Origin of the sequence: Thauera carbonicopians (assembly GCF_025699485.1) — a bacterium.
Taxonomy (GTDB): Bacteria; Pseudomonadota; Gammaproteobacteria; order Burkholderiales; family Rhodocyclaceae; genus Thauera.
Map to the genome: position 1 here is coordinate 77,892 of NZ_JANUXN010000009.1, position 12,196 is coordinate 90,087.

Here is a 12,196-nt window from a genome sequence, read left to right on the forward strand (position 1 = left end):
CTGCCCCGATCGATCCATCAGTCCTTGCGTTCCATGAAGTGCCGCGCGTAGCGGTCGTCGACCTTGCTCATCGGCATCAGGATGGGCAGGTCGGCGGTGTTGAAGTCGGGGTCCCACGCCGGGGCGCCGCAGATCCACGCGCCGGCGCGCAGGTAGCCCTTGATCAGCGGCGGCGCTTCGGCGGTGAGGTCGGCGCGCAGTGCTGCCAACGGCAGCGGGCAGCGCGGGAAGACGTGATATTCCGCCGGCGCCAGGTGCCGGTCGCGCAGGCGATTATACAGACTGGCCGCGGCGTGCCCGCCGTCGGCCATGCTGATCGAGGCGCAGCCGACGAGGTAGTCGTAGCCGTTGTCCTTCATGTAGCGCGCCAGGCCGCCCCAGAGCAGGGCGATGACGGCGCCGCTGCGGTATTCCGCGTCGATGCACGAGCGGCCGATCTCCACCAGGCGGGGGCGCAGGTGCTGCAGGCGGGTAAGGTCGAATTCGTTCTCGGAGTAGTAGCCGCCGACCCTGCGCGCGGCGCTCGGCGACAGGATGCGGTAAGTGCCGACGATGCGGCCGGCGTCTTCGTCGCGGACGATGAGGTGTTCGCAGAAGGGGTCGTAGAGGTCGCGATCGACGCCGGGGCTGCGGGTGGCCAGGCGGGCTCCCATTTCGTCGGCGAAGACGCGGTAGCGCAGCTTCTGCGCTTCGAGGATCTCGGTTTCGCAACTGGCGAGGCCGACGTGGAGCCTGCGGCTCTTGCGGGCGGCGGCCTCCTGGCGTGGCTGGCGGTTCTCGAGCATGGTCTGGCTCCGTTCCGTTGGGACGGATGCATTCTCGAAACTCCGTGTTGCGCTGCGGTGACGGGCGGGTTACGGCCGCATGACCGGGCACTGCCAGGGCAGGATGGAAGGCCGCGGGCGGGGAATGGCGGCCTCGTATAATGACGGCCTTTTCCCTTCCTTGTCGGGCCATTCCCTATGTCCATTCTCGTCTGCGGGTCGATCGCCTACGACTCGATCATGGTGTTCCCGGATCGTTTCAAGAACCACATCCTGCCCGAGCAGATCCACATCCTGAACGTGTCCTTCCTGGTACCCGACATGCGCCGGGAGTTCGGCGGCTGCGCCGGCAACATCGCCTATTCGCTGAAGCTGCTGGGCGGCGATCCGCTGATCATGGCGACGGTCGGCGAGGATGCCGCGCCTTACCGCTACCAGTTGCAGAAGCTCGGCTTGCGCCAGGATCACGTGCGCGAGGTGCCGGGCACCTTCACTGCGCAGTGCTTCATCACCACAGACCTGGACGACAACCAGATCACCGCCTTCCATCCGGGCGCGATGCTGCATTCGCATCTGAACGACGTCGGCGACGCCGAGGGGGTGAGGCTGGGCATCGTCTCGCCCGACGGACCCGAGGGCATGCTGCGCCATGCGCGGGGATTCGCCCGGCTCGGCGTGCCTTTCGTCTTCGATCCGGGCCAGGCTCTGCCCGTGCTCGGTAGCGAAGCGTTACTGGAATGCCTGCAACTGGCTCGCTACTGCACGGTCAATGACTACGAGGCCCGCCTGATGTGCGACAAGACCGGCCGTAGCGAGGCCGAACTGGCGGCGATGGTGGAAGGTTTCGTCGTCACGCTGGGTGCGGAGGGTTCGCGCATCCACCGCGGCGGCGAAGTGCAGAACCTGCCGGCGGTGGAGCCCGACGCGATCGTCGACCCCACCGGCTGCGGAGATGCCTACCGCGCCGGTTTGCTGTACGGACTCGCGAATGGCTGGGACATGCTGAAGGCGGGCCGCCTTGCCGCGGTGATGGGCGCATTCAAGATCGCGCATCGCGGCGGACAGAATCACGTGCCGACGCGCGACGGCATCGCCGCGCGCTATCGGCAGGCATTCGGAGAAGATGCATGGTGAATGGGAAGTCGATGAATCTGCGTGCCGTCACCGCTGCGCTCGCCGCATTGCTGCTGCTGGGCGGCTGCGCCCAGGGGCTGGGCGGCGGGGCGTATTCGCGCACCGAGGCGCGGCGGGCGATGACCGTGCAGTTCGGCACTGTCGAGTCGGTGCGCGCGGTACAGCTCGAAGGCACCAAGACGCCGATCGGCTCGGTCGCCGGCGCCGCGGTCGGCGGCATTGCCGGCAGCTCGGTCGGCGGCGGCCGCGGTGCCGCTGCGGCAGCGGTCATCGGCGCAGTGGCCGGCGGCGTCGCCGGTGCCGCGATCGAGGAAGGCGCGACGCGGACGCGCGGTGTGGAAGTGACCGTGCGGCTCGACAACGGCCAGTTCCTGGCGGTCGTGCAGGCGGATGAAGGCGAGGCTTTCCGCGCGGGTGAGCGGGTACGCGTGCTGCGCGACGCCGGCACGGTGCGGGTGTCGCGCTAGGCGCCGGCTTCGATGCGGGCGGAGGATCAGGGGTAGAACACACCGACCCGATAGCCCGTCGGGGCGAGATCGGGGGCGGCGAAAGCGATGCGGGAATTGACCGCGCGGCGGCTGGCGAAAGTGTCGCCATGCTGTGCGGGCGGAATCCATTCGTGGGGAGCGAGCACGCGGCGCGCGACCGGCGTGTCGCGTGCGTCGGTCAGCGTCAGTTCAAAATGGGGCCACGCCTGTGCGTATTCGGCGCGGTTGCTGATCGTGGCATACAGGATGTACTGGCCGGGCTTGCCGGGTTCCGACTGTAGATCTGAGCTGTCGACGCTGATCAGTTCCACGTCGCGCGGAAAGGGGACCGTGCACTTGAGTGCGGCGCACGCCGTCTCCAGCAGCGGGCGCAGCCCCGGCAGATCACGCGCGATTTCCATGCGGTAGAGATAGACGCACTGCGCAGCCAGCAGGCCGCCGAGCAGGCCGACCGTCAGGCTGGCCAGGGCGCGCTGGCGCGAGCTGGCGGGTGCCTTGGGGCGGCCGTATTTCGCATCGAGCTGTTCGATGTCGATGTGGGCCGCTTCGGGGGCTTCTCTGGCAGCTGCCCGATGGGCGGGCTGAGGCGCGGCCGGCCTGAGCAGCGAGGTGTCGTCCTGCTCGCCGGTGCCTGTGTTCGCGGTTCCGGTGGTGTCCGAGGTCGGCGTGCTTGAGGCAGGGCGCTCAGCTTCAGGCCGCTCCGCATCGTCGGAAGCGGCGCCGATATCGGCGCTGTCCCCAATGGCGTGTGAACCGGCGAAGCTGTCTTCCTGGCCGGGCTGCGAGAGGCTGGGCCGGGTATCGGGCGCCGCGTCGGCTGCTGCTCGCCGGCCGCTTCGAAGCACTTCGGGCAGTACTGGAGGCGCGTCTTCCGCTGTCGCCTCCTCCTCGGCCGTGTCCGAACCGCGGGGCATGGGGGCATGGGCAGGAAGTTCGTGCGGATCGTCGAGGACTGGATCTTCGGCGGCCGGCGCTGCTGCCGACTTTTCTTCCAGCACGATGAAGCCGGCGTCTTGCGGACGGCCGCCCCGCGGATGCTCATCCGCCGGGAGCCCGTCCTGAGGATCGGCCTCCTGAGGGGCGACCTCCTGGGGTTCTGCCTCTCGCGGCTCGGCAAGACCATGAGCGGCCGAACCATGCGGGGCCTGATGCGGCTCGGGCTCCGGCGTGGCCTGATGCGGCCAAGCCCGGTATGAAGCGGGCGATGGTGCCGGATATGCGTCCTGCGTCACCCGGGCTGTGTGAGCGGTGCTGGAGGGCGGGACGATCTCGTGTTCGAGTGCGTTGAAGGGGTGGAAGCAATGGCCGCAGCGGACTTCGCCCTGGCGCGCGCGTAGTTGCTCCGGGCCGAGCCGGAACGTCGTCTGGCAGGCGGGGCAGCGTGTCAGCATCATGCTGCGGAGCGTTGCCCCTCCAGCCGGATCCAGCCGTCGTGCGTCGCACCGACCTGCAGCGCGATGAACGGCGCCCAGGCTTCGATGACCTGGCCGGCCTGGGTTTCGAGCACGCCGGACAGGGCCACGCGGCCGCCCGGCGCGACGCGCGCGGCGATGGCGGGGGCAAGCACGCACAGCGGGTTGGTCAGGATGTTGGCGACGACGAGGTCGAAGGTGTCGCCCAGCGGCACGCCGGAGTGCTGCAGGCGGATTGCCACGGCGTTGCGCTCGGCATTGTCGCGCGCGGCGTCGACGGCCTTGTCGTCGATGTCGATGCCCAGCACTTCGGCCGCGCCCAGCTTGGCGGCGGCGATGGCGAGGATGCCGGAGCCGCAGCCGTAGTCGAGCAGGCTGCAGCCGGGGGTGACGGCGTCGCACAGCCATTCCAGGCACAGCCGGGTGGTCGGGTGCGAGCCGGTGCCGAAGGCCATGCCGGGGTCGAGCTCGATGTTGATCGCGCCGCCGTCCGGCGCCTGGTGCCACGAGGGCACGATCCACAGCCGCTCGGTGATGCGGATGGGGTCGAACTGGCTCTGCGTGAGCTGGACCCAGTTCTGCTCGGCGACTTCCTCGACGGTGTACGGCGGGACGCCGTCCAGCCCCGCGGCCTGCGCGGCTTCGGCCAGCAGCGACTCGAGCGCGTCGCCGCCGGTGCTGCCGTCGATCAGCGCGATCACCCGGCTGTGGTCCCACAGCGCGGTCGGCAGGTGGCCCGGCTCGCCGAACTGCGGCGTTTCCGCGTCGGTGCCGGCGTCGGCGTCCTCGATGGATACCGACAGCGCGCCGGCCTCCATCAGGGCGTCGGACAGGGCCTCGGCGCGGGCGGCGTCAGCCTGCAGGGTGACCGAGATCCACATCGGCTCAGCTCTTCACTTCGTTGCGGTAGGCCAGCTTGTGTTCCAGGTAGTGGATGCTGGTGCCGCCTTCGATGAAGCGCGGGTCGAGCATCAGGGTCTGGTGCAGCGGCACGTTGGTCTTGATGCCTTCGACCATCATCTCGGACAGGGCGATGCGCATGCGGCGGATGGCCTGGTCGCGGGTGTCGCCGTAGGCGATCAGCTTGCCGATCATCGAGTCGTAGTGCGGCGGCACGGTGTAGCCGTTATAGACGTGCGAATCGACGCGGATGCCGGGGCCGCCGGGCGTATGCCAGTTGGTGATGCGGCCGGGCGAGGGGGTGAACTTGAACGGGTCCTCGGCGTTGATGCGGCATTCGATGGCGTGGCCGCGGAAGCTGATGTCGCGCTGGCCGAACCACAGCTTCTCGCCGGCGGCGACGCGGATCTGTGCCTGCACCAGGTCGATGCCGGTGATGTATTCGGTGACCGGGTGCTCGACCTGCAGGCGGGTGTTCATCTCGATGAAGTAGAACTCGCCGTTCTCGTACAGGAATTCGAAGGTGCCGGCGCCGCGGTAGCCGATCTTGCGGCAGGCTTCGGCGCAGCGTTCGCCGATCTTGGCGATCAGCTTGCGGTCGATGCCGGGCGCGGGCGCTTCCTCGATGACCTTCTGGTGGCGGCGCTGCATCGAGCAGTCGCGCTCGCCCAGATAGACGGCGTTGCCGTGCTGGTCGGCGAGGATCTGGATTTCGACGTGGCGCGGATTCTCGAGGTACTTCTCCATGTACACCACCGGGTTGCCGAAAGCTGCCTGGGCTTCGGCGCGGGTGGTGGTGACGGCGTTGAGCAGCGCGGCTTCGGTATGCACCACGCGCATGCCGCGCCCGCCGCCGCCACCGGCGGCCTTGATGATGATCGGATAGCCGATGGCGCGCGCGATCCTGATGATTTCCTTCGGCTCTTCGGGCAGCGCACCGTCGGAGCCGGGCACGCAGGGTACGCCGGCGGCTTTCATCGCGTCCTTGGCGGAGACCTTGTCGCCCATCAGGCGAATGGTCTCGGGGCGCGGGCCGATGAAGACGAAACCCGACTGCTCGACGCGCTCGGCGAAGTCGGCGTTCTCGGACAGGAAGCCGTAGCCGGGGTGGATGGCCTCGGCATCGGTGACTTCGGCGGCCGAGATGATCGCCGGCACGTTGAGGTAGCTCAGCGTGGATGAGGCGGGACCGATGCAGACCGATTCGTCGGCGAGGCGGACGTACTTGGCTTCGGTGTCGGCCTCGGAATGCACCGCGACCGTCTTGATGCCCAGTTCGCGGCAGGCGCGCAGGATGCGGAGGGCGATCTCTCCGCGGTTGGCGATGAGGATCTTCTCGAACATGGCGCGATCAGCCGATGACGAAGAGCGGTTGGCCGTATTCGACCGGCTGGCCATTCTCGACCAGGATGGCCTTGACCACGCCGGAGAACTCCGACTCGATCTCGTTCATCAGCTTCATCGCTTCGATGATGCACAGGCGGTCGCCTTCGGCGACGGTCTGGCCGATGTCGACCAGGGGCTTGGCACCGGGCGCCGAGGCGCGGTAGAAGGTGCCGACCATCGGCGACTTGACGATGTCGCCTTCGGGCAGCGCGTCCGCTGCGGCTTCGGCCGCTGCCGGCGCAGGGGCCGCGGCGACCGGCGCCGGTGCGGCAACCGGGGCGGGGGCGACGTAGGTGGCCGGCGCGGCCACGCCCATGTGTTTGGCGATGCGGACCTTCTCCTCGCCTTCGGTGACTTCCAGCTCGGAAATTCCGGACTCCTGGACGAGGTCGATGAGTTTCTTCAGCTTGCGCAGATCCATGCTATTTCTCCATGCTTGACGATGCCGCCCCGCGGGCGGTGCTCGTCGGCGTCAATGTTCTCGTTCCCGCAGGCATGCGCGGGCCGCTGGGCCGGCAGGCTGCGGTGCTTCGATGGGGCGAGGATGGTGCAAGGGCGCGCCTTGCGAATGTGGTGGCGCAGCGGACGGACGGGCCGCAGGCGGACGGGCAGAGGGGCCTGGCCGGTACGGCAAAACGGGGCCGCAGCGGCCGCTCAGACGCTTTGGAAAGTGGTGCAGCGGGTGCTTGCAGACAGTCGCCTGCGGGACCGCGAAGTGCCGTGGGGCCGCGTTTTCTGCGCTTCATGACGGCAAGTTTGCAGCAAATCGATGCAAATTGTCCACATCGACGTTGGCCCGGCCGCTGTCTCAGGATGGCAGCAGTGCGCGGATTCTGCTCTCGAGTTCGTCCCGTTTCAAGGTGCCCAGCTTGATGTGGCGGGCCTTGCCGTCGCGATCGATGATGATGGTGAAGGGCAGCGCACGGGCAGTGTTGCCGAAGTCCTTCGCCAGGCTGAGGGTTTCGGGGCCGGCGATCAGCAGCGGATAGGGGACGTCGAATTCCTCACCGAAGGCGCGAACCTTGTCGAGGCTGTCGATGCTGATGCCGACGAACTGGACCGGCCGGCCGGCAAACGCCTGGCTGGCGGCGGCGAAGTCCGGAATCTCCTCGCGGCAGGGCGGACACCATGTCGCCCAGAAATTGGCGACGACGACCTTGCCGCGCCACTGCTCCAGCGCCTGCGGCCGTTCTTCGGTGTCCGGCAGCGTGAGCGCGAACAGGGCATCGATCGCCGCGTCGGGCACGACATGGGTCTGGCCGGCGGGGGAGGCGCCGCGATTGGCGAAGTAGCCGGCGACGCCGGCGAGGATGGCGACGGCGAGGATCAGCAGGGTCTGGAAAGTGCGGCTCATCGGCGTGTCCTTCAGGCGTCCGCGGCGGGAGAGGCGCCCTCGTCCTCGGCTTCGAGCAGGGCTTCGACCTGGGCCAGCCGCGCCCGTTCCTGGCCGCGCCGGCCGTTGCGTTCGGCGCCGGCCGGGTAGATCGACAGCCGCACCGGGACTTCGTCCCAGTCGAAGCTCAGTATCGCTTCAGGGCTGTTCGGCGCCGGGCGGCGCGGTTCGCGGTGCTCGTAGTGGAAGTCCTGGTTGAGGAAGAAGATCTCGACTTCCTTGGCGCTTTCGGGGAAGAGTTCGATCTCCAGTTCGGAATAGCGCCCTGCGGTGCCGTCCAGCGCGCCGCCGGTCAGATAGGGGCGGAAATCGGCCAGCAGGCGCATGACCTCGACCGCGGCGCTGCGCATTTCATGCAGGCGCTCGGGCTGCTCCTCGTCCTGGTACAGCGCCTGCCAGGCACGCAGTTCGGCCTCGATCTCGGCATTGGTCGGCAGGGCGTCGGAGTCGGCGCCGCCGAGCTGCTTGGCTGCCTTGCGCTTGGCGAAGCCGAAGTCGCTGATGCCGTCTTCGGCCATCATGCGGGCTGCCAGCGCGGCGATCTCGCGCCGCAGGGTGCCGTTGGGGGTCGCGTGTGAGTGCATGATGGGGGTCGGGTAGAATGCGGGCCCATTCTACACGGGCCGGTTTCATCCGGATGACGGCCTCCCGGAGCTTCTTCGTCATGCACATCCACATCCTCGGCATCTGCGGCACTTTCATGGGCGGCGTGGCGCTGCTCGCGCGCGCGGCCGGCCACGTCGTCACCGGCTGCGATGCCAACGTCTATCCGCCGATGAGCACCCAGCTCGAAGAGCAGGGCATCCGCCTGGTCGAAGGCTACGATGCTGCGCAGCTCGATCTGGCGCCGGACGTGTTCGTCGTCGGCAATGCGGTGTCGCGCGGCAACCCCCTGCTCGAAGCGATCCTGGATCGCGGCCTGCTCTATGTGTCGGGGCCGCAGTGGCTGGCCGAGCACGTGCTGGCGGGGCGCTGGGTGCTGGCGGTGGCGGGCACCCACGGCAAGACCACGACGACCTCGCTGCTGGCCTGGATGCTGGAGGATGCCGGCCTGAACCCCGGCTTCCTGGTCGGCGGCGTGCCGCAGAACTTCGGCGTGTCGGCGCGGCTGACCGAGTCGCCGTTCTTCGTCATCGAGGCCGACGAGTACGACACCGCCTTCTGCGACAAGCGCTCGAAGTTCGTCCATTACCGGCCGCGCACCGCGATCCTGAACAACCTCGAATTCGACCATGCCGATATCTTTGCCGACCTGGCGGCGATCGAGACGCAGTTCCACCACCTGGTGCGTACGATCCCGGCCAGCGGCAGGGTGATCGCCAACGGCCGTGAGGACAGCCTGAGGCGGGTGATCGAGCGCGGCTGCTGGTCCGAGCTGGAATGGTTCAACGACGCCGCGCAATGGCAGGCCGACGCGGGTATGTCGGAGGCCGAGGCAGTGTTCAGCCTGGGCGGCAAGGAACTGGGCCGGGCGGAGATGCCGCTGGCGGGCAGCCACAACCGCGAGAACGCGCTGGCGGCGATCGCGGCGGCGCGCCACGTCGGCGTCACGCCGGCGCAGGCGATCGCCAGCCTGGCGCGCTTCGGCGGCATCAAGCGCAGGCTGGAGCTGCGCGGCACGGAACGAGGGGTCCGTGTCTATGACGATTTCGCCCACCACCCGACGGCGATCGCGCTGACCGTGGGCGGCCTGCGGCGGCGGGAGCCGCAGGGGCGCATCCTGGCGGTGCTGGAACCGCGCTCGAACACGATGAAGCTGGGCGTGATGAAGGCGCAACTGCCGGCCAGCCTGGCCGAGGCCGACGCGGTGTTCTGCTATGCGGGCGATCTGGGCTGGGATGCGGCGGCGGCGCTGTCGCCGCTGGGCGAGCGGGCGCGGGTGCATGAATCGCTGGATCGCCTGGTGGCGGACGTGGCTGCGGCCGCTCGGCCGGGCGATCACGTGCTGGTGATGAGCAACGGCGGCTTTGGCGGCGTGCACCAGAAACTGCTGGATGCGCTTGCCGCCGCTGCCTGAAGGAACTGTCCGCGGGGTTGCCCGGAGGGCTTACTTGCGTGCGTTGGTCGGATTGTCGAGCCGGCGCGCTTCTTCGTCGCTGACGTACTCGAACACGCGCACCACCTTGCTGACGCCCTTGCTGGTGCGGGCGATCTCGGCGGCGGCGTCGGCTTCGGCGCGGGTGACGATGCCGAGCAGGAAGACGACGTTGGCTTCGGTCACGACCTTGATGTTGTGCGCCGAGAAACGCCCGGCGTCGAGGAAGCGCGCCTTGACGTTGGACGTGATCAGGGTGTCGTTGCCGCGCGCGGTCAGCGTCGAGTTGGGGCCGACTGCCACTTCGTTGATCACGCCGCGGACGTTCTCGACGCCGGCAACGAGGCCGTCGAGCTGGCTGCGCACGGTGTCGTTCGGGGCTTCGCCCGTCAACAGCACGTTGCGGTTGTAGGACGTGACGTTGATATGGACGGTGTCGCCGAAGCGTTCGCGGATGCGGCTGGCGACTTTCCATTCGATGCCCTCGTCCTCGACGTAGGCGCCGCTGGTGCGCCGGTCGGCGACCATCGCGGCGCCGGCGCCGACGCCGGTGGCGACCACCGGGAAGCAGCCTTGCAGCAAGGGCAGGGTGCCCGCAGCGGCGAGGCCGAGCAGGAGACGGCGGCGGGACGGGCTGGGGGTGTCATGCGTAGGGCGCATCAGTCTTCCACTCCAAGTAATAGACAATCGATGCCGTCGCACAGGCAATGCAGGATCAGCAGATGCAGTTCCTGAATGCGCGCCGTGCGCTCGGCGGGGGCGCAAAGGTGGATGTCTTCGGGGCCGAGAAGTTCGGCAGTGGCGCTGCTGTTGGCGCCGGTCAGGGCGATGACCCGCATGTCGCGCTCGTGCGCGGCGCCGATGGCTTCGAGAATGCGGGGCGAATCGCCGTGTGCCGACAGCGTCAGCAGGATGTCGCTCGGCTGGCCGAGGGCGAGGATCTGGCGCGACAGCAAGCCTTCGGGCGAGGGGTCGCCGGCGATGGGGGCCAGCGTCGAGGCGTCGGCGCTGAGCGCGAACGCGGCCAGCGAGGGGCGTTCGAGTTCGAAGCCATTGACCAGTTGGGCAGCGAAGCGCCGTGCGTCGCCGGACGAGCCGCTGCCGCCGCAGATCAGGATCTTGCCGTTGTCGAGCAGGCTGGTGGTGATGGTCTCGATCGCGCCGGCGATCGGCGCGGCCAGCATTTCGAGCGCATCGAGCGTGGTGCGTGTGTTGTCCTGGAACTGGCGTGAGATGCGCGCGATGAGATCCATGTCGCAAGAGTCGTCCGCTGGGCTGGGAAGTCTAGCATGCCGGCTCAGCCGGCATCGAAGGCGCCGCGCAGCCAGGTGATGCGGGCTTCGTCGAGGTCGTCGAGCAGCACGGCGTCGAAGCGGCAGGGGGCGGTCTGGAAGCGGCGGCCCGGATCGTTGAGCCACCAGCGCGCCGCCAGCAGCACGCGGCGCTGCTTGGCGGCGGTGATGCTCTCGCCGGCACCGCCGAATCTGGCGTTGGTACGCAGCCGCACTTCGACGAAGACGACGCTGCCGCGCTCCAGGCAGATCAGGTCCACTTCGCCGCCGCGGCAGCGGACGTTGCGGGCGAGGATGCGCAGGCCCTGCGCTTCGAGATGGCGCGCGGCCAGTTCCTCGGCGAGCCGGCCGCGCACTTGCGCCGGCGTCGCACGGGCGCCGACAATGTCGTCCGTCGCGGCGGGCGCGCGGCTTGTGCGACTGCCCGCCGTCATTCCGGAGTCCTCGCCAGGCGGCGCTCGCGCGCCGCAGCCATCGCCATGAATATCATCATTCCCCGCTCCAGCGTCGCGCTGCCCGAAAGTCCGCTGTCCAGTACGCCGTCATTGTATGTGGTGGCGACGCCGCTCGGGAACATCGGCGACATGGGCCTGCGCGCGATTGCCGTGCTGAAGGCGGTCGACCTCATCGCCGCCGAGGATACCCGCCACAGCCAGCGCCTGCTCGATGCCTTCGGCGTCGATACGCGCATGCTCGCGGTGCATCAGCACAACGAGCAGGAGGCGGCCGGGCGCCTGATCGCGCTGCTCGAGGCCGGGCAGCAGGTGGCATTCATCACCGACGCCGGCACGCCGGCGGTGTCCGATCCCGGCGCGCGGCTGGTGGCGCGGGTGCGCGAGGCGGGCTTTCCGGTGGTGCCGGTGCCCGGGGCCTGCGCGGCGATCGCGGCACTGTCGGTGGCGGGGCTGGCCGAAGGCGGCTTTCGCTTCGTCGGCTTCCTGCCGGCGAAGTCGGCGGCGCGGCAGGCGGTCTTGCAGCCGCTGCGCGACGAGGCTGCGGCGATGGTGTTCTACGAAGCGCCGCATCGCATCGCCGAATGCGTGGCCGACTTCGAGCTGATCTTCGGCGGCGAGCGCGAGCTGCTGATCGCGCGGGAGATGACCAAGCTGCACGAGCAGATCGTGCGCATGCCGCTGGCCGAAACCGAGGCATGGTTCGCCGCCGATCCGAACCGCAGCCGCGGCGAGTTCGTGCTGGTGCTGGCAGGCAAGCCGGCGGGCGCGGAGCTGGACGCCGAAGCCGAGCGGGTGCTGGCGCTGCTGCTCGGCGAACTGCCGCTGAAGCGCGCCGCCCGGCTTGCCGCCGACATCACCGGAGCATCGAGGAACACGCTGTATGCGCGGGCGCTGGCCATGCGCGAAGGGAGCGGAAACGAATAATCGGCGGCGCAGC

Annotated in this window: 14 protein-coding genes; 4 read left to right on the top strand and 10 right to left on the bottom strand. The window is 68.9% G+C overall.

Annotated elements, in window-relative coordinates; genetic code table 11:
• Positions 1 to 17: 17 nt before the first annotated feature.
• A complete protein-coding gene (locus NX068_RS12930) occupies positions 18 to 785 on the bottom strand; it encodes a GNAT family N-acetyltransferase (protein WP_263461676.1) in 768 nt (255 codons plus the stop codon).
• 177 nt (positions 786 to 962) lie between these two features.
• On the opposite strand from NX068_RS12930, the gene NX068_RS12935 reads away from it, so the two are divergent.
• Together NX068_RS12935 and NX068_RS12940 are read left to right on the top strand one after the other, a co-directional pair.
• Positions 963 to 1,898, top strand: a complete 936-nt coding sequence (locus NX068_RS12935; RefSeq protein ID WP_263461677.1) for a carbohydrate kinase family protein — start codon at positions 963 to 965, stop codon at positions 1,896 to 1,898.
• Positions 1,892 to 2,365, top strand: coding sequence for an outer membrane lipoprotein (locus tag NX068_RS12940; protein ID WP_442806738.1), 474 nt, complete (start codon positions 1,892 to 1,894; stop codon positions 2,363 to 2,365). Before NX068_RS12935 ends, NX068_RS12940 begins: the two co-directional genes overlap by 7 nt.
• A gap of 26 nt (positions 2,366 to 2,391) precedes the next feature.
• Here NX068_RS12940 and NX068_RS12945 read toward each other — a convergent pair whose 3' ends face one another.
• From NX068_RS12945 to NX068_RS12970, 6 genes are all read right to left on the bottom strand, one after another.
• Complete coding sequence (locus NX068_RS12945; protein ID WP_263461679.1) at positions 2,392 to 3,780, bottom strand: DUF3426 domain-containing protein; 1,389 nt, start codon at positions 3,778 to 3,780, stop codon at positions 2,392 to 2,394.
• Positions 3,777 to 4,679: a 50S ribosomal protein L11 methyltransferase gene (prmA, locus tag NX068_RS12950; protein WP_263461680.1), complete on the bottom strand. Its 903-nt coding sequence runs from the start codon at positions 4,677 to 4,679 to the stop codon at positions 3,777 to 3,779. The genes NX068_RS12945 and prmA overlap by 4 nt, the downstream gene beginning before the upstream one ends.
• A gap of 4 nt (positions 4,680 to 4,683) precedes the next feature.
• On the bottom strand, positions 4,684 to 6,042 hold the full coding sequence (gene accC, locus NX068_RS12955) for an acetyl-CoA carboxylase biotin carboxylase subunit (RefSeq protein WP_263461681.1): 1,359 nt from the start codon (positions 6,040 to 6,042) through the stop codon (positions 4,684 to 4,686).
• 7 nt (positions 6,043 to 6,049) lie between these two features.
• Positions 6,050 to 6,505 carry an acetyl-CoA carboxylase biotin carboxyl carrier protein gene (accB, locus tag NX068_RS12960; RefSeq protein WP_263461682.1) on the bottom strand — a complete coding sequence of 152 codons (456 nt, stop codon included), beginning with the start codon at positions 6,503 to 6,505 and terminating at the stop codon, positions 6,050 to 6,052.
• Positions 6,506 to 6,892: 387 nt separating this feature from the next.
• The gene (locus NX068_RS12965; protein ID WP_263461683.1) at positions 6,893 to 7,438 is read right to left on the bottom strand and encodes a TlpA family protein disulfide reductase; all 546 of its coding nucleotides are present in this window, start codon (positions 7,436 to 7,438) and stop codon (positions 6,893 to 6,895) included.
• An 11-nt stretch (positions 7,439 to 7,449) separates the two neighbouring features.
• Positions 7,450 to 7,998, bottom strand: a complete 549-nt coding sequence (locus NX068_RS12970; protein ID WP_263461752.1) for a hypothetical protein — start codon at positions 7,996 to 7,998, stop codon at positions 7,450 to 7,452.
• A 143-nt stretch (positions 7,999 to 8,141) separates the two neighbouring features.
• Between NX068_RS12970 and mpl the strand changes: the two genes are divergently transcribed.
• Positions 8,142 to 9,494, top strand: coding sequence for a UDP-N-acetylmuramate:L-alanyl-gamma-D-glutamyl-meso-diaminopimelate ligase (mpl, locus tag NX068_RS12975; RefSeq protein ID WP_263461684.1), 1,353 nt, complete (start codon positions 8,142 to 8,144; stop codon positions 9,492 to 9,494).
• A 30-nt stretch (positions 9,495 to 9,524) separates the two neighbouring features.
• Here mpl and NX068_RS12980 read toward each other — a convergent pair whose 3' ends face one another.
• The 3 genes from NX068_RS12980 to NX068_RS12990 are packed head-to-tail and all read right to left on the bottom strand — an operon-like array spanning position 9,525 to position 11,238.
• On the bottom strand, positions 9,525 to 10,172 hold the full coding sequence (locus NX068_RS12980) for a BON domain-containing protein (RefSeq protein ID WP_263461685.1): 648 nt from the start codon (positions 10,170 to 10,172) through the stop codon (positions 9,525 to 9,527).
• Positions 10,172 to 10,765, bottom strand: a complete 594-nt coding sequence (locus tag NX068_RS12985) for an SIS domain-containing protein (RefSeq protein ID WP_263461686.1) — start codon at positions 10,763 to 10,765, stop codon at positions 10,172 to 10,174. The genes NX068_RS12980 and NX068_RS12985 overlap by 1 nt, the downstream gene beginning before the upstream one ends.
• Before the next feature lie 44 nt (positions 10,766 to 10,809).
• Entirely contained in the window at positions 10,810 to 11,238 is a 429-nt protein-coding gene (locus tag NX068_RS12990) for a YraN family protein (protein WP_263461687.1), read from the bottom strand.
• A 111-nt stretch (positions 11,239 to 11,349) separates the two neighbouring features.
• On the opposite strand from NX068_RS12990, the gene rsmI reads away from it, so the two are divergent.
• Complete coding sequence (gene rsmI, locus NX068_RS12995; RefSeq protein WP_263461753.1) at positions 11,350 to 12,183, top strand: 16S rRNA (cytidine(1402)-2'-O)-methyltransferase; 834 nt, start codon at positions 11,350 to 11,352, stop codon at positions 12,181 to 12,183.
• Positions 12,184 to 12,196: the final 13 nt, after the last annotated feature.